The following is a 20,024-nucleotide window of genomic DNA, read 5'->3' as shown; positions in this document are numbered from 1 at the left end:
GGAGGTGCTGCTCGAATTCCTGCCGCTGCTGTTGTTTGCTACCGTCTGCGCGGCCCTGATGCTCGGCTATCCGGTGGCGCTGACGCTGGCCGGTACCGCTCTGCTGTTCGCCGGCCTCGGCCATTTCCTGCTCCAGTTGGGCGTGCCGGTGCCTTTCGAGGCACGCTACCTGGAAGCCATGCCCAACCGCCTCTACGGCATCATGACCAATCAGACCCTGCTGGCCGTGCCGCTGTTCGTGCTCATGGGGGTGCTGCTGGAGAAGTCGCGGGTTGCCGAGACGCTGCTCGACGCCATGACGCTGCTGTTCGGCGCACTGCGGGGCGGTCTGGGCATCGCCGTGGTGCTGGTGGGCATGCTGCTGGCTGCCTCCACCGGCATCGTCGGCGCCACGGTGGTCACCATGGGCCTGCTGTCGCTGCCCACGATGCTCAAGCGCGGCTATTCCCCACAGCTTGCCACGGGCAGCATCTGCGCCACCGGCACCCTGGGGCAGATCATCCCGCCATCCATCGCCCTGGTGCTGCTGGGTGACGTGCTGTCCAATGCCTACCAGCAGGCCCAGCTCGCCATGGGCGTCTGGAGCCCCAAAACGGTATCGGTAGGCGACCTGTTCGTCGGAGCGCTGATTCCCGGCCTGCTGCTGGTGGTCGCTTATATCCTTTACGTGACGATCACCGCCTGGCTGCGCCCCCAGGCAGCGCCAGCCGCCGACCGCGAGGCCCTGATGGCCGAGCTGGGCCATGCCGGCAGCCTATGGCCGCTGCTGTTCAAGGGACTCATACCGCCAGTGCTTCTCATCATCGCTGTGCTGGGCTCGATACTCGGTGGCCTGGCCACGCCCACGGAAGCCTCGGCGGTAGGCGCCACGGGCGCGCTGTTGCTGGCACTGGCCAACCGTCGCGTCGACCTGTCCATGCTGCGCGAATCGGTCTACGCCACGACCCAGGTGACCAGCATGGTGTTCATGATCCTGATCGGTGCCGCGCTCTTCTCGCTGGTGTTTCGCGCCTTCGGCGGCGAGGCGCTGGTCACCGAGCTGTTCGAATCATTGCCGGGCGGCGTGGTGGGCGCCACTCTGGTGGTGATGCTGGTGATCTTCCTGCTCGGCTTCATCCTCGACTTCATCGAAATCACCTTCGTGGTGGTGCCGATCGTCGGTCCGGTACTGCTGATGATGGACATCGACCCCATCTGGCTGGGCATCATGATCGCAGTGAACCTGCAGACCTCCTTCCTCACTCCGCCGTTCGGCTTCGCTCTCTTCTATTTGCGCGGGGTGACACCGGAATCCGTCCCCACGTCGGCCATCTACAAGGGCGTGATTCCCTTCATCCTGCTGCAGCTCGGCATGCTTCTGGCCCTGGCGCTGTTCCCGGGCCTGGCCACCTGGCTGCCTTCGATTCTGTAGGACAGGGATGTCGGACAAGGAACTACTGGCAGAGTGGAGCCAGCCACGCCTGAGCCAGGAGGAGCACGACCGCATAGCGGCTCCCCTTGGCCAGGGCGATCAGCAGCAGGGCCCGCCACCAGGGCAAGCGCAGCACGCCGGCCAGAACCGTGAGTGGGTCACCCACTATCGGCGCCCAGGAGGCCAGCAGGCTCCACTCGCCGAAACGCCGGTACCAGCGCTCGGCGCGCACCAGCCCCTCGCGTGAGGCGGGAAACCAGCGGCGGTCCTGGAAGCGTCTGGCATAGCGCCCCAAGGTGACGTTGATCAGGCTACCCAGAGTGTTGCCGAACGTGGCCACCGCCCATAGCATGAGCACGTGCTCGCCCCGGCACCAGAGCCGGGCCAGCCACACCTCGGAGCCCCCCGGCAGCAGGGTAGCGCTGACCAGCGACACCACGAATAGACTCAGCACGGGTGACTTTCACGCTTTGATACTGCCTTGCGATACCTTGACCTCATGACACAGTCTCGAACGATACCCAATGCGCTGACCATTGCCGGCTCCGATCCCAGCGGCGGCGCCGGCATCCAGGCCGACCTCAAGACCTTCTCGGCACTCGGCGTCTATGGTACCAGCGTGATCACCGCCTTGACCGCCCAGAACACGCGCGGCGTCAGCGGCGTTCACCCCATACCGTCCGGCTTCATCGACACCCAGCTCGCCACGTTGCTCGACGACGTCACCATCGACGCCGTGAAGATCGGCATGGTGGCCAGCCGCGACGTCGCCGAGACGATTCGTGCGTCACTCGAACGCTGCCGGCCGCGGTGGATCGTCCTCGATCCGGTCATGGTGGCCAAGAGTGGCGACGTATTGGTCGACGATGCCGGCATCGCTGCAGTGCGCGATCTGCTGGTACCGCTCGCCGACGTTGTCACTCCCAACCTGCCGGAGGCAGCGGTGCTGCTCGATCGACTGACGCCGCACAGCCGTACCGCGATGGAAGCACTGGCCGCCCCCCTGCGCGACCTGGGTGCCGGAGCGACCCTGCTCAAGGGAGGCCACCTACCCGGGAGGGAGTGCCCCGACCTACTGATCACCGCTGGCGATGCGATCTGGCTCGAAGGCTCACGGGTCGATACCGCCAACCTCCACGGCACGGGGTGCACGCTCTCTTCGGCAATCGCCGCTCGCCTGGCCCATGGCGACGCCCTGCCCGATGCAGTGACCACCGCCAAAGCATGGCTAGAAGCAGCGCTGACGGCGAGCTCGCGCCTTGACGTGGGTCAGGGCCAGGGGCCAGTCCATCACTTCCACGCCTGGTGGTAAGGTAGGGCTATCGCAGTTAGGTTGCTCTCGGCCTGTCGCGCACCTCGTCGTGTTCGACTGCCATTACCCTAGGTGGTAAGCGGGCGCGCTTGCAGTACCGTGACTCCCCACCCATGCTGAGACTGTCCCGCCGGGATCATCCGACATGGGAGGGAGTCACCATGACCCAGACCCTGCTCTTCGCCTGCGACCTGTCCGCCGAGAACCGTGCCGCCTTCGCCCGCGCCATTCGCCTGGCCACCGAGAACGGTGCGCGCCTCGATGTCGTCCACGTACTCGACCCCTACCTGCCCCACCGCGTGCTGCACGACCTGGAGGATGCCGTGGTCGCCGACATGCAGGCCACGCTGACGGACATCCGCGAAGACTATGCCCTTCCCGAGCCGCGCACTCTGCTGCAAACGGTAGCTGGCGCCCCCTATGCCGAGATCGTACGCGAAGCGCACGACCGCGAGGTGGACATGATCGTGCTGGGCTCCCACCGCAAGCGCGGCCAGCCCGATCTGGTGGCCGGCACCACGCTGGCCAGGGTGCTGCGCAGCGCCCCGTGCCCCGTGTTGTCGGTGAGCCAGCCGGCCAGCCGCGACTGGGAGGACGTTCTGGTGCCGGTGGACTTCTCGCTGGCCTGCCGCCATACCTTGCGCGAAACCCTCAAACGGTTTCCCGAGGCCCGGCTGACGCTGCTGCACGCCTGGGACATTCCCGGCGAACGCGAACTAGGCTCCCAGGGCGACTATGCCCGCTGGCGCGACCGTGAGGTGGGGCGCCTGCGCAACCAGCTGGAACGCGAGGTCGACCGGCTGATGAGCGAACTCGACGACGTGCCGGAGCTGGAGCTGGTGCTGGAGCAGGGCGATCCCCTCGAGGTGCTGCTGACCCGCCTGCGCCGCCAACCCCCGGATCTGCTGGCGCTGGGCAGCCGCGGCCAGTTGGGCCGCCAGAGCCATATCACCGAGGCGCTGCTCACCGAGCCCCACTGCGACATCATGCTGTGTCGCGCCTGGTGAGAGCTCCCGACCCGCGTGCTACCCTCGGCGCTTTCGCCACACGGAGGGAAGCCCGCCATGCGCGCCCTGATCCAACGGGTTCGTCATGCCAGCGTGACGGTAGACGGCCGTGAGACCGGCCGCATCGACCAGGGTCTGCTGGCACTGATCGGCATCGAGAAGGGAGACGACGAAGCCTCCGCCGACAAGCTGCTGCACAAACTGCTGCACTACCGGGTGTTCGCCGATGCCGACGACAAGATGAATCTGAACCTGCAACAGGTGGAAGGTGGCCTGTTGCTGGTATCGCAGTTCACCCTGGCCGCCGATACTCGCAAGGGGCTACGTCCCAGCTTCTCCAGCGCCGCCCCGCCCGCCGAGGGCGAACGGCTCTTCCACTACCTGCTGGAGCGGGCCCGGACCGCCTGGCCCCAGGTGGCGAGCGGCGAGTTCGCCGCCAACATGCAGGTCGAACTGATCAACGACGGACCGGTGACGTTTCTGCTGGAAAGCTGAAAGCACCGAGCACCTCAGGGGGATAGCGGCTGACGCCTGACGCGAGCGGCGCCAGGGATAGGTCGAACCGGGGGGCTTCTTCCAGGGAAGGAAGAAGTAGCGTCCAGGGAGGGATTCACAGCGCCCCCGCGCAGACCTGTCGTCGGAAAAGCCGTGATGTCAGCATGGCTAAGCGTTGCCCTGCAGCTCGGTCTCCATCGCCTCCAGCGTCTCCTCGGCGGTCAGCCAGTCGGCCTCCAGCGTCTCCAGCCGCGACTTGAGTTCGCCCTGGCGGGCCAGGCGCTCGGTGAGCTCGCCCTTGCGCGCCGGGTCGGTGTAGAGCTCGGCGTCGGCCAGCGCCTCCTCCACGGCGGCGAGTTCGGCCTGGACCTCGTCCATGGCGCGTTCGGCCCGGTCGCGCGCCTTCTTGAGCGGCCGCAGCTGTTCGCGAAGCTCCGCGGCAGCGCGGCGTGCGGCCTTGCGACCCTCCTTGGAAGCTTCGCCTTCGGCCTTGCGCTCGCTCTTCTCGGCGCGGGCTTCGCGGCGCACACCCTCCAGTCGCTCCTTGAGCCAGGCACGGTAGTCTTCCAGGTCGCCGTCGAAGGGCTCGACGCGATGGTCGGCCACACGCCAGAACTCGTCGACGGTGGCACGCAGCAGGTGACGGTCGTGAGAGACCAGGATCACCGTCCCCTCGAAGCTCGCCAGCGCTTCGGTGAGCGCCTCGCGCATCTCCAGATCGAGGTGGTTGGTCGGTTCGTCGAGCAGCAGCAGATTGGGCTTCTGCCAGGCCACCAGCGCCAGCGCCAGGCGCGCCTTCTCGCCGCCGGAGAAACGCCCCACCTCGGCGAAGACGTCGTCGCCATGGAAGCCGAACCCACCCAGGAACTGGCGGATGTCCAGATCGGCCGCCGTGGGCGAGAGACGCTGCACGTGCTGGAAAGGCGTGGCGGCGAGATCCAACCCCTCCAGCTGGTGTTGGGCAAAGTAGCCGACGGCCAGATGCTCGCCGGCCACGCGCTTGCCGTCGAGCAGCGGCAGATCGCCGGTCAGCGATTTGATCAGCGTCGACTTGCCTGCCCCGTTGGGCCCCAGCAGCCCGATGCGCTGACCGGGCAGCAGCGTGACCTTGACCGCATCCAATTGGGTCGTCTCGTGACCGTTGTCGTCGCGATAGCCCAGCCGCGCCTCGTCGAGCACCAGCAGCGGATGGGAGGTCTTGTCCGACGAGGGAATGGTGAAGTGGAAGGGCGAGTCGGCATGGGCCACGGCAATATCGCCCATGCGCTCGAGCATCTTGAGCCGGCTCTGTGCCTGGCGCGCCTTGGTGGCCTTGTAGCGAAAGCGGGCCACGAAGCGCTCGATCTCCTCGCGCCGCGCCTGCTGCTTGGCCGCCTCTGCCTGCTGCAGCGCCAGCTTCTCGGCACGGGTGCGCTCGAAAGTGGAGTAGTTGCCGCGGTAGAGGACCAGCGACTGGCGGTCGAAATGCACGATGTGGTCACACACCGCGTCGAGGAAGTCGCGATCGTGGGAGATCAGCAACAGCGTCCCTGGATAGCGAACCAACCACTGCTCGAGCCACAGCAGGGCATCGAGATCCAGATGGTTGGTGGGTTCGTCGAGCAGCAGCAGGTCCGACGGCATGAACAGCGTGCGTGCCAACCCGACGCGCATGCGCCAGCCGCCGGAGAAATCGGCCAGCGGCCGCTGCAGATCCGCCTGCTCGAAACCCAGCCCCACCAGCAGCTGAGCGGCGCGTGCCGGCGCGCTGTAGCCGTCCAGCGCCTCGATCACGCCGTGCAGTTCGGCCTCGCGGTGATCATCTCCGGCACCGCGGGCAGCCGCCAGATCCGCCTCGACCCGGCGTAGCTCCTGGTGGCCATCGAGCACGTAGTCGACGATCGGACGGTCGAGGGACGCCACTTCCTGGGCCATGTGAGCGATGCGCTGCCCACCGCTCATTTCGACCTCGCCGCTGTCCGTGGCCAGCTCGCCGAGCAGCAGCTGGAACAAGCTCGACTTGCCGGTACCGTTGGCACCGACGATGCCCGCCTTGTGGCCGGCGTGCAGGGTCAGGTCGGCGCCTTCCAGCAAGCGTTGAGTACCGCGTTGCAGGGTGACCTGGCGTAGTGCAATCATGCAGGCTCCGCGCGTCATGAAGGGGTGAAGCGATGACGGGAAACGGCCAACGAGGCAGCCGCCGCCCGAGCGAGGCACCCGATTCTACCGCATGGGCCACGGCGCTGCGCAGCCGTCTGCACGAGACGCCGCTCATCGACTTCGCCCTGGCGCTGTATGCCCGCGAGGGCGTCGAGGCAGCCTGTCTCACCCTGCAGGACGATGCCGGACTCGACGTCTGCGAAGTGTTGTGGCACGTCTGGCTATATCATCATGGCGCACGACTCATCGGCGATCCGCCTGAGCTTGCCGAGCTGCACCGCTGGCAGCGCGAGGTCACCCAACCGCTGCGCGCCCTGCGCCGGAGGCTCAAGGCCCAGGCGCACGGCGATGCCGGCGTTGCGGGAGTCCGCCGCGACATCAAGCGTGCCGAACTCGCCGCCGAATACCACGCCCTGGCGCTTCTCCAGCGTCTCGGTGAACGCACGACGCGCCTCGAGCCACTCTCGAAGCCACCTCCGCCACTGTCATCAACGTTGGCGGCCCGTTGGCAAGTGCAGAAAAAATCGCAACTTATGGCCCTGCAAACCCTGGAAAGCCGGCTTGACCCTCCATAGGGGCCACGCTAGCCTGAAATTACCTGTCCAGCCATCGTGCTGATCAAGATGCCTGAGGACGCTGAGGTTTTTCGGGCTCCAACCTGCAAGGAGAACACAAGAATGAAGGCAACCAAGCTGTTGACCGCTGCCAGTGTCGGCGCCCTGCTGTTCGGCATGACCGGTGCCGTGCAGGCTGCCGAGTGGCGCTATGCGCATGAGGAATTCGAAGGTGACGTTCAGGACGTGTTCGCCTACGCCTTCAAGGAGCACATCGAAGACAACTCCGATCACTCCGTTCAGGTCTATCGCTTCGGCGAACTGGGCGAATCCGACGACATCATGGAGCAGACCCAGAACGGCATCCTGCAGTTCGTCAACCAGTCGCCCGGCTTCACCGGCTCCTTGATTCCGGCTGCGCAGATCTTCTTCATTCCGTATCTGATGCCGACCGACATGGAGACGGTCCTCGAGTTCTTCGACGAGAGCAAGGCCATCAACGAAATGTTCCCCGAGCTCTACGCCGAGCACGGTCTGGAGCTGCTCCAGATGTACCCGGAAGGGGAGATGGTGGTCACCGCCGACGAGCCGATCACGTCACCCGAGGACTTCGACAACAAGAAGATCCGCGTGATGACCAATCCGCTGCTGTCGGAGACCTACAACGCCTTCGGCGCCACGCCCACCCCGCTGCCCTGGGGCGAAGTCTACGGCGGCCTGCAGACCGGCATCATCGACGGCCAGGAAAACCCGATCTTCTGGATCGAATCCGGCGGCCTGTACGAGGTGTCCCCGCACCTGACCTTCACCGGCCATGGCTGGTTCACCACCGCCATGATGGCCAACAAGGACTTCTTCGATGGCCTGTCCGAGGAAGATCAAACGCTGATCCGCGAAGCCTCCGAAGCCGCCTACGACCACACCATCGAGCACATCCAGGGGCTCGCCGAAGAGTCGTTGGACAAGATCATGGAAGCCTGTGACGAGTGCACCGTGACGCGCCTCGATGAAGAGCAGATCCAGACCTTCCGCGAACGTGCGCCGCAGGTCGAGGAAGCCTTCCTCGAGATGACCGAAGAAGACGGTGCCGCGCTGCTCGAGCAGTTCAAGGCCGATCTGGAAGCGGTCACCGAAGAGTAAGGCGAATTTTCGCCACCATACGGGGGCAGCACTCGCTGCCCCCGACTTGTTTCAAGCGGTGCTCTGCCGCACTGCCAGGGCAGGCGGGTGGTTCAACGTCCATTGAGCGTTGAGACTCAACGCCGCTCTGCATCCCAGAGCCCGATACCCTGATGATGGCCAGGGCTTCGATGGCCGTTCATTCGCTGACAGGAAGATTCGCCATGACCGAAGAAGACTCCGAAAAGCACTATCGCTCCGGTCTACCGGGCTTTCTCGGCACCATCGATACCTTCATCAGCAAGCTCGAGGCGGTGATACTCGCGATGGGCGTGCTGCTGATGGCCACCAACACCATCGCCAACGTCGTCGGCCGCTTCGTGTTCGGCCAGAGCATTTTCTTTTCCGGTGAGATCAACCGAATCCTGATCATCATGATCACCTTCGCCGGCATCGGCTACGCCGCACGCCACGGCCGTCACATCCGCATGTCGGCCATCTACGATGCGCTACCGGTGGGCGGGCGAAAGGCCCTGATGATCGTCATCTCGCTGTTCACCTCATTGGTGATGTTCTTCCTGCTGTATTACTCGATCGTCTACATCGTCGATCTCTATTCCAAGGGTCGCGTACTGCCCGCTCTGGGCCTGCCGATCTGGATCATCTACGTCTGGGTGCCCTTGGGCTTTCTGATCACCGGCATCCAGTACCTGCTGACCGCCATCAAGAACCTGACATCGCGGGACGTCTATCTGTCGACGGGCGTGCTGGATGGCTACAAGGACACGGAAACGGAAGTCTGACGCAGGGCACAGCGCCCGGGGGAACTCACCATGACGACGATAATGGTCACCACGATGATCGCCCTGCTGCTGCTGGGCTTTCCGATGATGATCCCGCTGATCACCGCTGCAGTGATCGGCTTTTTCATGATGTTCAACGGTCTGGGGCAGATGGATACCCTGATCCAGCAGATGATGGCGGGCATTCGCCCAGCCTCGCTGATCGCCGTGCCCATGTTCATCCTCGCCGCCGATATCATGACCCGCGGACAGTCCGCCGAACGCCTCATCAACATGGTCATGTCCTTCATCGGCCACGTTAAGGGCGGCCTGGCGGTCAGTACCGCGGCTTCCTGTACCCTGTTCGGTGCCGTCTCCGGCTCGACCCAGGCCACGGTGGTAGCCATCGGCTCGCCGCTACGCCCCAAGATGCTCAAGGCCGGCTACTCCGACTCCTTCACCTTGGCACTGATCATCAACGCCAGCGACATCGCCTTCCTGATCCCGCCGAGCATCGGCATGATCATCTACGGCGTCATCTCGGGCACTTCCATCGGCGAACTGTTCATCGCCGGCATCGGTCCCGGGCTGCTGATCCTGCTGATGTTCGCCACCTACTGCGTGATCTACGCCATCGTCAAGGACGTGCCCACCGAGCCACGCTCGACCTGGCGTACCCGTGCCCTGTCGGTGCGCGACGCCCTCTGGCCGCTGGGCTTCCCGGTGATCATCGTCGGCGGCATCTATGGCGGCATCTTCAGCCCCACCGAGGCGGCCGCCGCCTGTGTGCTCTATGCGATCGTCCTGGAATTCGTCATCTTCCGCTCGCTGAAAGCCGCCGACATCTACGCCATCGCCAAGTCCACCGGCTTGATCACCGCCGTGGTGTTCATTCTAGTCGCCGTCGGCAACGGCTTCTCCTGGATCATCTCCTTCGCCCAGATTCCACAGGAGATCCTGGCCGCGGTCGGCATCCAAGAGGCCGGTCCCACGGGCGTGCTGATCGCCATCTGCATCGCCTTCTTCGTGGCCTGCATGTTCGTCGACCCCATCGTCGTCATCCTGGTGCTGACGCCGATCTTCGCTCCGGCCGTCGAAGCCACCGGCCTCGACCCGGTGCTGGTGGGCATCCTGATCACCCTGCAGGTGGCGATCGGTTCGGCAACGCCGCCCTTCGGCTGCGACATCTTCACCGCCATCGCCATCTTCAAGCGGCCCTACCTGGACGTGATCAAGGGCACGCCACCCTTCATCTTCATCCTGGTGCTGGCCGCGGCACTGCTGATCATGTTCCCGCAGATCGCGCTCTTCCTGCGCGACCTTGCCTACGCCTAATCCAGCCACCTCAGGAGCAAGTCGATGTTCAATCGCATACTGGTACCGGTGGATGGTTCCAAGGGGGCATTGAAGGCCCTGCAGAAGGCCGTCGGCCTGCAGATGCTGACCGGTGCGGAGCTCTATATCCTGTGCGTGTTCAAGCACCACAGTTTGCTCGAGGCCTCGCTCTCCATGGTACGTCCGGACAAACTGGACATTCCCGACGACGCCCTCAAAGAGTACGCCACCGAGGTCGCGGTGCATTCCAAGAACGAGGCCGTGCAGCTGGGTGCCGAACAAAGCAAGGTACGTGCCTTCGTCAAGGGGGGGCGACCGTCACGAACCATCGTGCGCTTCGCCCGCAAGCGCGAGTGCGATCTGATCGTGATCGGCGCCCAGGGCACCAATGGCGAGAAGAGCCTGCTGCTGGGCAGCGTCGCCCAGCGCGTTGCCGGCTCGGCCCACTGCCCGACCCTGGTGGTCTGACGCCCGAGCGTGCGGAACCTAACCCATCCTGATAGAGTCCGATTAGCCGTGCATCGGCCCGCCATTGGCGGGCCGATGCCGCAAGTGACGGGCAATCGGGGCCGCTGCGAACAACGCGAGCTCGCCCCTGGATTCTACGAGGATGCGTGCATGAAGAGACTGCTGACGACTGCCTGTGCGGCCGCATTGACGCTGACCGCGCCATTGGCCAGCGCTGCACCGGAAAGCGACGAAGAGCGGTTGAGTTACAGCCTGGGCGTGGCCTATGGGCAGAGCATCGCCCAGGACTTCGCCGACCTCGACGTCGATGCGTTCGCCGAGGGCATCCGAGACGTCATCGAAGACAACGAACTGGCCATGGACAACGAGGCGATGAGCGAGGCGCTGAGCCGCTTCCAGGAGGAGGCCATGGCCGCACGCCAGGCCGAGTCGGAAGTCCTCGCCGAGCGCAATCAGGCCGAGGGCGAGGCATTCCTGGAGGAGAACGCCGAGCGTGAGGGCGTTCGGGTCACGCAGTCCGGCCTGCAGTACGAAGTGCTGGAGTCCGGCGACGGCCCCTCCCCGGACGCCACGTCCACCGTCGAGGTACACTACGAAGGCTCGTTGGTGGACGGTACCGTCTTCGATAGCTCACACGACCGCGGCGAGGCGGTTACCTTCCGCGTCAACCAGGTCATCGAGGGATGGCAGGAAGCGCTGCCGATGATGCAGGCCGGCGACACCTGGAAGCTGTTCATTCCCCCCGAGCTCGGCTACGGAGCACAGGGTCAGGGGCCCATCGGGCCCAACGAAACGCTGGTCTTCGAGATCGAGCTGCTGGACGTCATGGACTGAACCGCCAATGCGAACCGCGACACTCCTCGCCGCTGCCTTGGCGGCGACCGTGGGCCATGCCTGGGGCCAAGAGAGCCCTCCCGACCTGCCCCGCCTGGCACTCGACGACGATGCCACCAGCGTGATCGGCATTTCTTCCGGAGGCTACATGGCCACCCAACTGGCGGTGGCCTGGCCGTCGCGCTTCGTCGGGCTCGGCGTGCTTGCCGCAGGGCCGTGGAGCTGTGCCGAAGGCAGCCTGGGGCAAGCCCTGGGGCAGTGCATGGACACCCGCGACGGTCCTCCGGACCTGGACGCCCTGGCACGCCGCCGCCGCGACTACCAGACCCGCGACCTGGTGGGCAGCGATGAGGCCTTCGCCGAATTGCGTGCCTTCGTCTGGCACGGTAACGACGATGACGTGGTCGACCCCTCGCTGGGCGAAGCCCTGGCCACACAGCTCAGCGACTGGCTGGCCGACCCCGATGAGCAGTTGCTCCACCAACAAGCCTCGGCCACTGGCCATGGATGGCCGATACGTACCCAGGATCGCGACATCCCACCGGAGCAGCTCGGCGACTGCCGGCGCGGCGGCGGCACCCACCTGCTGGCCTGCGACACGGACCTGGCCGGCACGGTGCTGAACTGGCTGCATGGCGACCTGACCGCGCCGAGCGAGCAGGCGACGAAAGCTGGAGAGCTGGCAACGTTCGACCAGACCGAGTTCGAGGCCAAGGGGCTGGCCGATACCGGTTATCTGTACGTGCCTGAGAGCTGCCAAGACGGCGGCTGCGATCTCACCCTGGCGCTTCATGGCTGCGCCATGGGCGCGGAGCAGATCGGCGAAACCTTCGTGCGCCACAGCGGGCTCAACGCCTGGGCCGCGACCAACCAGCGCGTGGTGCTCTACCCCCAGGCGGAAACCAGCCTGGCCAACCCTCAGGGATGCTGGGACTGGTGGGGGTTCGCCGAGAGCACCTGGCAGCTTCACCCGCTGCATGACACTCGCCAAGGCACCCAGGTGTCGGCGCTGATGGCCATGCTCGAGCGGCTGGTGGAAACGCCGGCCTCGCCGTGAGGTCAGCCGCTGGCCAAGGCCTCCTCCACCGCTGCCTGCAACGCCCCGGAGGTCGGCGAGTAGAGTACGCGCCGCTGTATTTCGCCATCGCGGTCGACCAGGAACAGCGACGCCGTGTGATCGACGGTGTAGCCCATCGCCGAATCCGGCGTCTCGACACGGCGCCACACCACGCCGTAGCGGTCGGCGATATCCTCGAGTTGCTCGAGGGAGCCGGTGGCGCCGATGAACGACTCGCCGAAGTTGCCGACGTACTCAGCGAGGCGCTCCAGGCTGTCTCGCTCCGGGTCCACCGAGATCATCACCGGCACGATGCGTCGACGCTGGCTCTCGTCGAGGCTTTGCATCACCTGGCGCATCACCGCCATGTTCATGGGACAGACGTCCGGGCACTGCGTGTAGCCGAAGAAGATCACCGCCAGCTGATCCGCCTCGAGCTGGTCGAGCGAGAAATCCCCCTGCGTAGAGGGGAGTTCCAGCGGGCCACCCACGGGCTCGTCGCCCTGTCCGGTCTGCTGCTGATACCAGGCATAGGCCCCCACTGCCAGGGTCGCGACGAGCAGCACGAACGCTGCCCAGAGTATCTTGCGTGTCATGGCGTGTTTCGCTCCACCGTGAAATCGAATCGACCGCCCAGGCGACCATCAGAAGTTTCGACCACCACTCGAGCCTGCCAGTCCATCCGTGCTTCGGTACAGATCGGCACCTGCCCTTCGCCATGGAAGCGACCATCGGCCTGGCGCTCGAGGGGAAAGCGATGCAGCCCCATGTCCATGTCGCGACCGACCAGATCGACGCGCACGGAACTGGCATCGATCCCTTCCACGGCCACCGTCAATGGCAAGGGCTCGAGCGCCTGGATACGACCGTCGGCCGTCGCCTCGAGTTCGAGGAAACCGCGTTCTCCCAGCGTCACCTTGCAGGACGCACGATGCAAGTCACAGCTGGGGGACGCGGAAAACCACTCGATGTCGGACTCATCGCGCAGTTGGTGCGATACCAGATACCACAGCGCCGTGGACAGTGCCACCAGGGTCGCCACGGCCAGCAAACGCAAGGTCGGCAGCCCCGAAGAGCGCAACGAAGGCAGCGAGGGGAGATTCATGGCAGCGGCGGCAGCCCTTCAATGAGCGAGAACGGACGATAAGCTTATCAGCATTGGCCGGCCGCTGAACGCGGGCGGTTGTCGCAGGCGAAATCGACCAGACGACACAACAGGGAGGTAGCGATGACTGACGTGGCCGGCGCACTGGGCCCGCTGTTTCTGCTGATCCTGCTCGGCGCACTGCTGGGCCGGCTGAAGCAGCCGGGGGGCGATTTCTGGCCGCAGCTGGAGCGACTGATCTACTATCTGCTGTTTCCCGCCATGCTAGTCGCCACCCTGGCCACGGCCAACGTCTCGCAGGTGCCCATCGGACGCCTCGCGGCCGTGCTGTTGGGCGCCCTTCTGATCTTCTCCGTGGTCCTGTGGCGCCTTCGGCATCGACTCGCCCCGGATGGCGCCACCTTCACGTCGCTCTTCCAGGGGGCGATCCGCTTCAATACCTATGTCGGCGTGGCCGGCGCCGCGGCTCTGCACGGCGCCCCCGGGGCCACGGTCGCGGCCGTCGCCGTCGCCCTGATGGTGCCGGTGATCAACGTGTTGTGCGTGCTCTGCTTCATTGCCGCCGGCACGCTCGGTTCCTCGAGCCTGGGCAAGAGCCTGGCCGCTCTGGTGCGCAATCCGCTGATTCTCGCCTGCCTGGCCGGTATCGCCCTGAACCTCTCCGGAGTCGGCCTGCCCGGCTGGAGTCAAGCGACGGTGGAACTGCTGGGGCGCGCTGCCCTGCCATTGGGTCTAGTGGCCGTGGGCGTGGCTCTGCGACCTCAGGCATTGATACGCCACGACCGGGGCATCTGGGTCGCCAATCTCGTCAAGCTGGTCGTGCTGCCCGCCATGGTGCTGACCCTGGCTTGGGTCGCCGGACTCGACCCGGTCAGCCGCGACGTGGCATTGCTCTTCGCGGCGCTGCCCACCGCCACCTCCGCCTACATCCTGGCTCGCCAGTTGGGTGGCGATAGCGAGCTGATGGCGGCGCTGATCACCGGCCAGACACTGCTCGCCATGCTCACCTTGCCTCTCTGGCTACGGCTGGCCGGCGGATAAACAAAAAATATTCGTATTTGTGTTGACGTCGCAAATGAGAAGCACTACATTAGGGGTGTGGCGTTGATGAGGCGCCACACCCATGCGGGAAGCGTCGCGTTTCTCGCTATGGTTTCTCCCCCTCATTGCTAGTCACGGTCTTGCCTGCGCCCTCTCCCCGAGGGCGCTTTTTTTGGTTTCTCCCCCTCATGAACCGAGGGTCAGTCGATGCGGCGGTAGATCAGGTCCCAGACGCCGTGGCCGAGCTTCTCGCCGCGCGCCTCGAACTTGGTGAGCGGGCGGAAGGCGGGGCGCGGCACATAGGGCGCCGTCTCGACCGTGGCCATGTTGGCAAACCCGGAAGCGGCTTCCATCACCTCGGCCATCCACTCGGCATAGGCCTGCCAGTCGGTGGCCATGTGCAGGGTGCCGCCGGGCTTGAGCCGTGAGCGAATCAGCGCCACGAAGGCAGGCTGGACGATGCGCCGCTTGTGGTGCTTCTTCTTGGGCCAGGGATCGGGGAAGTAGAGCTGCACCGAGTCGAGGCTTGCCTCGGGCAGGCACTGCTCTAACACAGCCACGGCGTCCTCGCGGTAGACGCGCAGGTTGGTCAGGCCGCGCTTGTCGGCCTCGTCGAGCAGCTTGCCGACGCCCGGCATGTGCACCTCGATACCGATGAAGTCGGTTTCCGGATGGCGCTCGGCCTGCTCGACCAGTGAAGCCCCCATGCCGAAACCGATCTCCACCACCCGTGGAGCCATGCGCCCGAACAGGTCGTCGAGATTCTGGCGGCCGTCGGCCAGCGTCAAGCCGAGCCGCGGCCAGACTTCCTCGAGGCCGCGGTTCTGCGCCTGGGTCATGCGCCCGGCGCGCAGCACGTAGCTCTTGATGCCGCGTCGATGCAGCGGGGCGTCGGGCCCTTCCGGGCCGGTGGTCGATTCGGGACTGTCGTGTGACGACGGATTCATGCGTAGGCTCGAAGCTCGGAAGGCGGATCAGCCGTTGATACGACCGGCGAAGGGCGAGGAAGGATCGGCGCTCTGACGACGCGGCATGCGTCCGGCCAGAAAGGCCTCGCGGCCCGCTTCGATGGCTTTCCTCATGGCACTGGCCATCAGCACCGGCTGGCGAGCCTGGGCGATCGCCGAGTTCATCAGCACGCCGTCGCAGCCGAGTTCCATGGCCAGCGCAGCGTCGGAGGCAGTACCGATGCCGGCATCCACCAGTACCGGCACCTCGGCCTGCTCGATGATCAGGCTGAGGTTGTGCGGATTCTGGATGCCGTGGCCGGAGCCGATCAACGAGCCGAGCGGCATGATGGCGCAGCAGCCCAGTCGCTCCAGCTCGCGGGCGACGATGGGGTCGTCGCTGGTATAGACCATGACGTCGAAGCCGTCGGCGATCAGCGTCTCTGCCGCACTGAGCGTCTCGACCACGTTGGGATAGAGGGTCGACTGATCGCCCAGCACCTCGAGCTTGACCAGCTTGTGGCCGTCGAGCAGCTCGCGCGCCAGCTTGCAGGTACGCACGGCATCCTTGGCCGTGTAGCAGCCAGCGGTGTTGGGCAGCAGCGTGAAGCGCGAGGGCGGCACCACGTCGAGCAGGTTGGGTTCGCCCGCCGTCTGGCCCAGATTGGTGCGGCGCACCGCAAAGGTGACGATCTCGGCACCGGAGGCGGTCACGGCCTCGGCGGTCTCGTCGAAATCCCGGTACTTGCCGGTGCCGACCAGCAGCCGCGAGGTGAACGCCTGGCCGGCGATTCGCAGCGGCTGGTCCTGGATGAAATCGGTCATCGAAGTTGCCTTCTGTCGGTTCGGGGTCAAGAAACGAGCGCCGTGGACGTCCGCTCAGCCACCGCCAATGGCGTGGACGATCTCGAGCCGGTCGCCCTCGGCAAGCTGGGTGGCGGCGTGCTCGCTCTTGGGCACGATTTCTTGGTTGCGTTCCACGGCGATACGCTGGCCGGCAAGGCCCAGCTCGTCGAGCAGCTGCGCCACCGTGAGGCCGGCTGCCAGGTCGCGGGCTTCGCCGTTGAGCTGGATTTGCATGGCGTCCTCTCTGCGTTGACCATTGTTGCGGGGCCACATTGTAGCCGCTCGCAGCGCTGCGGGGTACGGTGATGGCAAAGCCGTTCGAGGAGCGATCATGCACGACCGACCGTGGTGGAGCCTCACAGCGCTGTCAGGGGCGCTGACCGTCATTGCCGGCGCCTTCGGCGCCCATGCCCTGGAGGGTCAGTTGGCGCCACGCCTCGCCGCCGCCTTCGAGACGGGGGTGCGCTACCAGGCGTGGCACACCCTGGCGATGCTCGCCGTGCTGGCGTGGCGCGCCAACCTGCCCCTGGCGGGACAGCGCCTGGTGCTACTGCTTTGGACAGTGGGGATCGGTCTCTTCTCCGGCTCGCTCTATGTGCTCGCCTTGGCCGGCGGCCGCGGTGGGCTGGTGCTGATCACCCCGCTGGGCGGGCTTGCCCTGATCGGTGGCTGGCTCGCGCTTGCCGTATGTGCGCTGCGGGGGCGTCGCGATCAGTCCGAGTCGGGAAGGACGTAAGTCGCGGTAACCAGCGCCACCGGTGCCTCGTCGCCGGCGGAGAAGAGCTGCACCTCGCCCACCGCCAGGCGACGCCCCAGCTTGTGGATGCGCGCATTGGCGATGATGTCGCGGTCGCCGCGCGGGCGGCGCAGGAAGCGGCAGTGCAGGTCGCTGGTCACGGCCATGGGCTCGGGCCCGATCTGCGCCAGGATCGCCACGTAGAGACAGACGTCGGCCAGCCCCATGAGCGTCGGCCCCGAGACACTGGCACCGGGACGCAGGTGCTCGTCCTCGATGGCCAGGCTCATGGTGGCGCGCATCTCGTCGACACCCTCGATGGTGCCGGTGCGCTGGGGAAAGACCTCGTCGAGAAAGTCCTCGATGGCGGCGGCGGTCATCACGGTCATCGGCGCTCTCCTGGCGGTGGCTTGTGGTTGTCGGTGCCTGACGTCTGACCATAGCGCAACGCGCCCCGGGCGGGTACCCGGGGCGCATCCCGTTACGGGCTACGAGCTACGAGCTACGAGCTACGAGCTACGAGCTACGAGCTACGAGCTACGAGCTACGAGCTACGAGCATCAGTATGGCTCGCCACTCACGGCCCGCAACCCGTGGCCCGTGGATGATCATTTCGCCTTGTGAACGGCACGCCAGTGGTGCAGCAGCGGCTCGGTGTAACCGGCGGGCTGCACGCGGCCCTTGAAGATCAGGTCGCTGGCCGCCTGAAAGGCCGTGGAAGCCGCATAGTCGGCGCTCATCGGCGTGTAGGCCGGGTCGCCGGCATTCTGCTCATCGACCACCTTGGCCATGCGCTCGAGGGTCTCGCGCACCCGCGCGGCATCGACCACGCCGTGGTGCAGCCAGTTGGCGATGTGCTGGCTGGAGATACGCAGGGTGGCGCGGTCCTCCATCAGTCCCACGTTGTGGATGTCCGGCACCTTGGAGCAGCCCACGCCGTGCTCGACCCAGCGCACCACGTAGCCGAGAATGCCCTGGCAGTTGTTGTCGAGTTCCTGCTGGATCTCCTCGTCGGACCAGTTCGCCTGCTCGGCCACCGGCACGCTGAGCAGGTCGTCCAGAAAGTTCGGTTCGCCCTGGGCCTCTAGCTCGCGCTGCACCTCGGTGACGTCCACCTGGTGGTAGTGCAGGGCATGCAGGGTGGCGGCGGTGGGCGAGGGCACCCAGGCGGTGTTGGCGCCGGCCTTGGGGTGACCGATCTTCTGCTCGAGCATGGCGGCCATCAGGTCGGGCATGGCCCACATGCCCTTGCCGATCTGGGCGTGGCCGCGCAGGCCGCAGGCCAGGCCGACCTGGACGTTGCTCTTCTCGTAGGCCTGGATCCAGGCAGCGTTCTTCATGTCGCCCTTGCGGATCATCGGGCCGGCTTCCATGGCGGTGTGCATCTCGTCGCCGGTGCGGTCGAGGAAGCCGGTGTTGATGAACACCACCCGCGAGGCCGCCTCGTTGATGCATGCCTTGAGGTTGACCGAGGTGCGTCGCTCCTCGTCCATGATGCCCATCTTGAGGGTGTCGCGGGGCATGCCGAGGATGTCCTCGATGCGCCCGAACAGCTCGTTGGAGAAGGCGACCTCCTTGGGCCCGTGCATCTTGGGCTTGACGATGTAGACCGAGCCCTCGCGGGAGTTGCGCGCCTCGCCGTCGCCCTTCTTGAGGTCGTGCAGGGCGAGCAGCCCGGTGACCACGCCGTCGAGGATGCCTTCCGGGAGCTCGTTGCCGTCGGCGTCGAGCACCGCTGGGGTGGTCATCAGATGGCCGACGTTGCGTACGAACATCAGCGAACGGCCGGGCAGGGTCAGGCTGCCGCCGTCCGGCGTGGTGTAGGTGCGATCGGCATGCAGGCGCCGGGTGAAGGTCTTGCCCCCCTTCTCCACCTCCTCGGTGAGATCGCCCTTCATCAGGCCCAGCCAGTTGGCGTAGACGCCGACCTTGTCCTCGGCATCCACCGCCGCCACGGAGTCTTCGCAGTCCATGATGGCGGTCAGCGCCGCCTCGACCAGTACGTCCTTGACGCCGGCCGGGTCGGTCTTGCCGATGGGGTGGCTCGGGTCGATCTGGATCTCCAGGTGGAGGTCGTGGTTGGCCAGCAGAATCGCCTCGGGGCTGGCGGCGTCGCCCCGGTAGCCGACCAGTTTGCCCGGCTCCTTGAGGCCCGTCTCACGGCCGCCCTCGAGGGTCGCCACCAGGTGGCCGTCGCGCAGTACGTACTTGACGGCATCGCGATGCGATCCAGTGGCCAGGGGCGCGGCACGGTCGAGCACGCCGCGAGCGTAGGCGATCACCTTCTCGCCACGCTTGGGGTTGTACTCGGCGGTCTTCTCGGCGCCATCGTCTTCGGGGATGGCATCGGTGCCATAGAGAGCGTCGTAGAGACTGCCCCAGCGCGCGTTACCGGCATTGAGCGCGTAACGGGCATTGTTGACCGGCACCACCAGCTGCGGGCCGGCCTGCACGGCGACCTCGCGGTCGACATTGGCGGTGGTGACTTCGACCTTGGCCGGCGCCTCGACCAGGTAGCCGATCTCTTCGAGGAAGGCGCGGTAAGCGTCCAGGTCGCGCACCGGGCCGGGATTCTGGCGATGCCAGGAGTCCAGCCGCTCCTGAAGGCGATCGCGCTCAGCGAGCAATTCGCGATTCTTCGGGGTCAGATCGTGAAAGAGGGCATCCACCCCGGTCCAGAAGGCCTCGGGATCGACGCCGGTACCCGGCAGTGCCCGCTCGTTGACGAAGCGATCCAGCTCGGCAGCCACCTGCAGACGGTGGCGTGTGACGCGTTGGGTCATGGGGAAATCTCCTCGTGCACGGAGGCGAGTTCATGGCTCGCCTGCCGGATGTT

Annotated in this window: 22 protein-coding genes; 13 read left to right on the top strand and 9 right to left on the bottom strand. The window is 65.9% G+C overall.

Annotated features, from left to right (window positions below; genetic code table 11):
* Positions 1–7: 7 nt before the first annotated feature.
* Complete coding sequence (locus BLP96_RS12795; RefSeq protein ID WP_089686878.1) at positions 8–1,411, top strand: TRAP transporter large permease; 1,404 nt, start codon at positions 8–10, stop codon at positions 1,409–1,411.
* A gap of 22 nt (positions 1,412–1,433) precedes the next feature.
* Here BLP96_RS12795 and BLP96_RS12790 read toward each other — a convergent pair whose 3' ends face one another.
* On the bottom strand, positions 1,434–1,865 hold the full coding sequence (locus BLP96_RS12790) for a YqaA family protein (RefSeq protein ID WP_089686771.1): 432 nt from the start codon (positions 1,863–1,865) through the stop codon (positions 1,434–1,436).
* 45 nt (positions 1,866–1,910) lie between these two features.
* Between BLP96_RS12790 and thiD the strand changes: the two genes are divergently transcribed.
* The 3 genes from thiD to dtd all read left to right on the top strand — a co-directional run bounded on the left by thiD (position 1,911) and on the right by dtd (position 4,225).
* Positions 1,911–2,723: a bifunctional hydroxymethylpyrimidine kinase/phosphomethylpyrimidine kinase gene (thiD, locus tag BLP96_RS12785; RefSeq protein ID WP_089686769.1), complete on the top strand. Its 813-nt coding sequence runs from the start codon at positions 1,911–1,913 to the stop codon at positions 2,721–2,723.
* A 161-nt stretch (positions 2,724–2,884) separates the two neighbouring features.
* Positions 2,885–3,730, top strand: a complete 846-nt coding sequence (locus BLP96_RS12780; protein ID WP_089686767.1) for a universal stress protein — start codon at positions 2,885–2,887, stop codon at positions 3,728–3,730.
* Positions 3,731–3,787: 57 nt separating this feature from the next.
* Positions 3,788–4,225, top strand: coding sequence for a D-aminoacyl-tRNA deacylase (gene dtd, locus BLP96_RS12775; RefSeq protein WP_089686765.1), 438 nt, complete (start codon positions 3,788–3,790; stop codon positions 4,223–4,225).
* A gap of 168 nt (positions 4,226–4,393) precedes the next feature.
* Here the strand turns inward: dtd and BLP96_RS12770 are convergent, their stop codons facing one another.
* Positions 4,394–6,343, bottom strand: a complete 1,950-nt coding sequence (locus tag BLP96_RS12770; protein WP_089686763.1) for an ATP-binding cassette domain-containing protein — start codon at positions 6,341–6,343, stop codon at positions 4,394–4,396.
* A 32-nt stretch (positions 6,344–6,375) separates the two neighbouring features.
* On the opposite strand from BLP96_RS12770, the gene BLP96_RS12765 reads away from it, so the two are divergent.
* From BLP96_RS12765 to BLP96_RS12735, 7 genes are all read left to right on the top strand, one after another.
* A complete protein-coding gene (locus BLP96_RS12765; RefSeq protein ID WP_089686761.1) occupies positions 6,376–6,939 on the top strand; it encodes a TIGR02444 family protein in 564 nt (187 codons plus the stop codon).
* A 102-nt stretch (positions 6,940–7,041) separates the two neighbouring features.
* Entirely contained in the window at positions 7,042–8,058 is a 1,017-nt protein-coding gene (locus tag BLP96_RS12760) for a TRAP transporter substrate-binding protein (protein ID WP_089686759.1), read from the top strand.
* A gap of 203 nt (positions 8,059–8,261) precedes the next feature.
* Positions 8,262–8,840 (top strand): TRAP transporter small permease, encoded by a 579-nt coding sequence (locus BLP96_RS12755; protein WP_089686757.1) that lies wholly within the window; start codon positions 8,262–8,264, stop codon positions 8,838–8,840.
* Between the two features lie 30 nt (positions 8,841–8,870).
* Entirely contained in the window at positions 8,871–10,154 is a 1,284-nt protein-coding gene (locus BLP96_RS12750; protein WP_089686755.1) for a TRAP transporter large permease, read from the top strand.
* Between the two features lie 24 nt (positions 10,155–10,178).
* Positions 10,179–10,622 carry a universal stress protein gene (locus BLP96_RS12745; RefSeq protein WP_089686754.1) on the top strand — a complete coding sequence of 148 codons (444 nt, stop codon included), beginning with the start codon at positions 10,179–10,181 and terminating at the stop codon, positions 10,620–10,622.
* A 150-nt stretch (positions 10,623–10,772) separates the two neighbouring features.
* Complete coding sequence (locus BLP96_RS12740) at positions 10,773–11,456, top strand: BamJ family beta-barrel-assembly machinery protein (RefSeq protein WP_089686752.1); 684 nt, start codon at positions 10,773–10,775, stop codon at positions 11,454–11,456.
* Positions 11,457–11,463: 7 nt separating this feature from the next.
* Positions 11,464–12,513, top strand: a complete 1,050-nt coding sequence (locus tag BLP96_RS12735) for an alpha/beta hydrolase family protein (RefSeq protein WP_089686750.1) — start codon at positions 11,464–11,466, stop codon at positions 12,511–12,513.
* A 2-nt stretch (positions 12,514–12,515) separates the two neighbouring features.
* Here BLP96_RS12735 and BLP96_RS12730 read toward each other — a convergent pair whose 3' ends face one another.
* A complete protein-coding gene (locus tag BLP96_RS12730; RefSeq protein WP_089686748.1) occupies positions 12,516–13,109 on the bottom strand; it encodes an SCO family protein in 594 nt (197 codons plus the stop codon).
* Entirely contained in the window at positions 13,106–13,618 is a 513-nt protein-coding gene (locus BLP96_RS12725; protein ID WP_089686746.1) for a hypothetical protein, read from the bottom strand. Before BLP96_RS12725 ends, BLP96_RS12730 begins: the two co-directional genes overlap by 4 nt.
* A 123-nt stretch (positions 13,619–13,741) precedes the next feature.
* Here BLP96_RS12725 and BLP96_RS12720 point away from each other — a divergent pair, with 123 nt between their 5' ends.
* The gene (locus tag BLP96_RS12720; protein WP_089686744.1) at positions 13,742–14,659 is read left to right on the top strand and encodes an AEC family transporter; all 918 of its coding nucleotides are present in this window, start codon (positions 13,742–13,744) and stop codon (positions 14,657–14,659) included.
* A 200-nt stretch (positions 14,660–14,859) separates the two neighbouring features.
* Here BLP96_RS12720 and trmB read toward each other — a convergent pair whose 3' ends face one another.
* From trmB to thiS, 3 genes are read right to left on the bottom strand one after another with little or no spacing between them, the layout of a single operon-like run.
* A complete protein-coding gene (trmB, locus tag BLP96_RS12715; protein ID WP_089686742.1) occupies positions 14,860–15,606 on the bottom strand; it encodes a tRNA (guanosine(46)-N7)-methyltransferase TrmB in 747 nt (248 codons plus the stop codon).
* A gap of 27 nt (positions 15,607–15,633) precedes the next feature.
* A complete protein-coding gene (locus BLP96_RS12710) occupies positions 15,634–16,431 on the bottom strand; it encodes a thiazole synthase (RefSeq protein ID WP_089686741.1) in 798 nt (265 codons plus the stop codon).
* A gap of 54 nt (positions 16,432–16,485) precedes the next feature.
* On the bottom strand, positions 16,486–16,686 hold the full coding sequence (thiS, locus tag BLP96_RS12705) for a sulfur carrier protein ThiS (RefSeq protein ID WP_089686876.1): 201 nt from the start codon (positions 16,684–16,686) through the stop codon (positions 16,486–16,488).
* 97 nt (positions 16,687–16,783) lie between these two features.
* Here thiS and BLP96_RS12700 point away from each other — a divergent pair, with 97 nt between their 5' ends.
* Positions 16,784–17,188 (top strand): DUF423 domain-containing protein, encoded by a 405-nt coding sequence (locus tag BLP96_RS12700; RefSeq protein WP_089686739.1) that lies wholly within the window; start codon positions 16,784–16,786, stop codon positions 17,186–17,188.
* On the opposite strand, the gene BLP96_RS12695 is transcribed toward BLP96_RS12700, so the two are convergent.
* Complete coding sequence (locus BLP96_RS12695) at positions 17,164–17,577, bottom strand: PaaI family thioesterase (RefSeq protein ID WP_089686737.1); 414 nt, start codon at positions 17,575–17,577, stop codon at positions 17,164–17,166. The two genes, BLP96_RS12700 and BLP96_RS12695, sit on opposite strands and share 25 nt — an antisense overlap.
* Positions 17,578–17,796: 219 nt before the next feature.
* Positions 17,797–19,971: a malate synthase G gene (locus BLP96_RS12690; protein ID WP_089686734.1), complete on the bottom strand. Its 2,175-nt coding sequence runs from the start codon at positions 19,969–19,971 to the stop codon at positions 17,797–17,799.
* Between the last annotated feature and the right edge of the window lie 53 nt (positions 19,972–20,024).

The organism is Billgrantia gudaonensis (assembly GCF_900100195.1).
Classification (GTDB): domain Bacteria; phylum Pseudomonadota; class Gammaproteobacteria; order Pseudomonadales; family Halomonadaceae; genus Halomonas; species Halomonas gudaonensis.
Note: the sequence above shows the minus strand (reverse complement) of the source record. Positions and strands in the feature narration are given on the sequence as shown.

What these genes read in the sequence shown, in the direction of transcription:
- thiD (WP_089686769.1), top strand. Translation starts at nt 1,911, where the DNA reads ATGACACAGTCTCGAACGATACCCAATGCGCTGACCATTGCCGGCTCC.
- BLP96_RS12780 (WP_089686767.1), top strand. Translation starts at nt 2,885, where the DNA reads ATGACCCAGACCCTGCTCTTCGCCTGCGACCTGTCCGCCGAGAACCGT.
- dtd (WP_089686765.1), top strand. Translation starts at nt 3,788, where the DNA reads ATGCGCGCCCTGATCCAACGGGTTCGTCATGCCAGCGTGACGGTAGAC.
- BLP96_RS12770 (WP_089686763.1), bottom strand. Translation starts at nt 6,343, where the DNA reads ATGATTGCACTACGCCAGGTCACCCTGCAACGCGGTACTCAACGCTTG.
- BLP96_RS12765 (WP_089686761.1), top strand. Translation starts at nt 6,376, where the DNA reads ATGACGGGAAACGGCCAACGAGGCAGCCGCCGCCCGAGCGAGGCACCC.
- BLP96_RS12760 (WP_089686759.1), top strand. Translation starts at nt 7,042, where the DNA reads ATGAAGGCAACCAAGCTGTTGACCGCTGCCAGTGTCGGCGCCCTGCTG.
- BLP96_RS12755 (WP_089686757.1), top strand. Translation starts at nt 8,262, where the DNA reads ATGACCGAAGAAGACTCCGAAAAGCACTATCGCTCCGGTCTACCGGGC.
- BLP96_RS12750 (WP_089686755.1), top strand. Translation starts at nt 8,871, where the DNA reads ATGACGACGATAATGGTCACCACGATGATCGCCCTGCTGCTGCTGGGC.
- BLP96_RS12745 (WP_089686754.1), top strand. Translation starts at nt 10,179, where the DNA reads ATGTTCAATCGCATACTGGTACCGGTGGATGGTTCCAAGGGGGCATTG.
- BLP96_RS12740 (WP_089686752.1), top strand. Translation starts at nt 10,773, where the DNA reads ATGAAGAGACTGCTGACGACTGCCTGTGCGGCCGCATTGACGCTGACC.
- BLP96_RS12735 (WP_089686750.1), top strand. Translation starts at nt 11,464, where the DNA reads ATGCGAACCGCGACACTCCTCGCCGCTGCCTTGGCGGCGACCGTGGGC.
- BLP96_RS12730 (WP_089686748.1), bottom strand. Translation starts at nt 13,109, where the DNA reads ATGACACGCAAGATACTCTGGGCAGCGTTCGTGCTGCTCGTCGCGACC.
- BLP96_RS12725 (WP_089686746.1), bottom strand. Translation starts at nt 13,618, where the DNA reads ATGAATCTCCCCTCGCTGCCTTCGTTGCGCTCTTCGGGGCTGCCGACC.
- BLP96_RS12720 (WP_089686744.1), top strand. Translation starts at nt 13,742, where the DNA reads ATGACTGACGTGGCCGGCGCACTGGGCCCGCTGTTTCTGCTGATCCTG.
- trmB (WP_089686742.1), bottom strand. Translation starts at nt 15,606, where the DNA reads ATGAATCCGTCGTCACACGACAGTCCCGAATCGACCACCGGCCCGGAA.
- BLP96_RS12710 (WP_089686741.1), bottom strand. Translation starts at nt 16,431, where the DNA reads ATGACCGATTTCATCCAGGACCAGCCGCTGCGAATCGCCGGCCAGGCG.
- thiS (WP_089686876.1), bottom strand. Translation starts at nt 16,686, where the DNA reads ATGCAAATCCAGCTCAACGGCGAAGCCCGCGACCTGGCAGCCGGCCTC.
- BLP96_RS12700 (WP_089686739.1), top strand. Translation starts at nt 16,784, where the DNA reads ATGCACGACCGACCGTGGTGGAGCCTCACAGCGCTGTCAGGGGCGCTG.
- BLP96_RS12695 (WP_089686737.1), bottom strand. Translation starts at nt 17,577, where the DNA reads ATGACCGTGATGACCGCCGCCGCCATCGAGGACTTTCTCGACGAGGTC.
- BLP96_RS12690 (WP_089686734.1), bottom strand. Translation starts at nt 19,971, where the DNA reads ATGACCCAACGCGTCACACGCCACCGTCTGCAGGTGGCTGCCGAGCTG.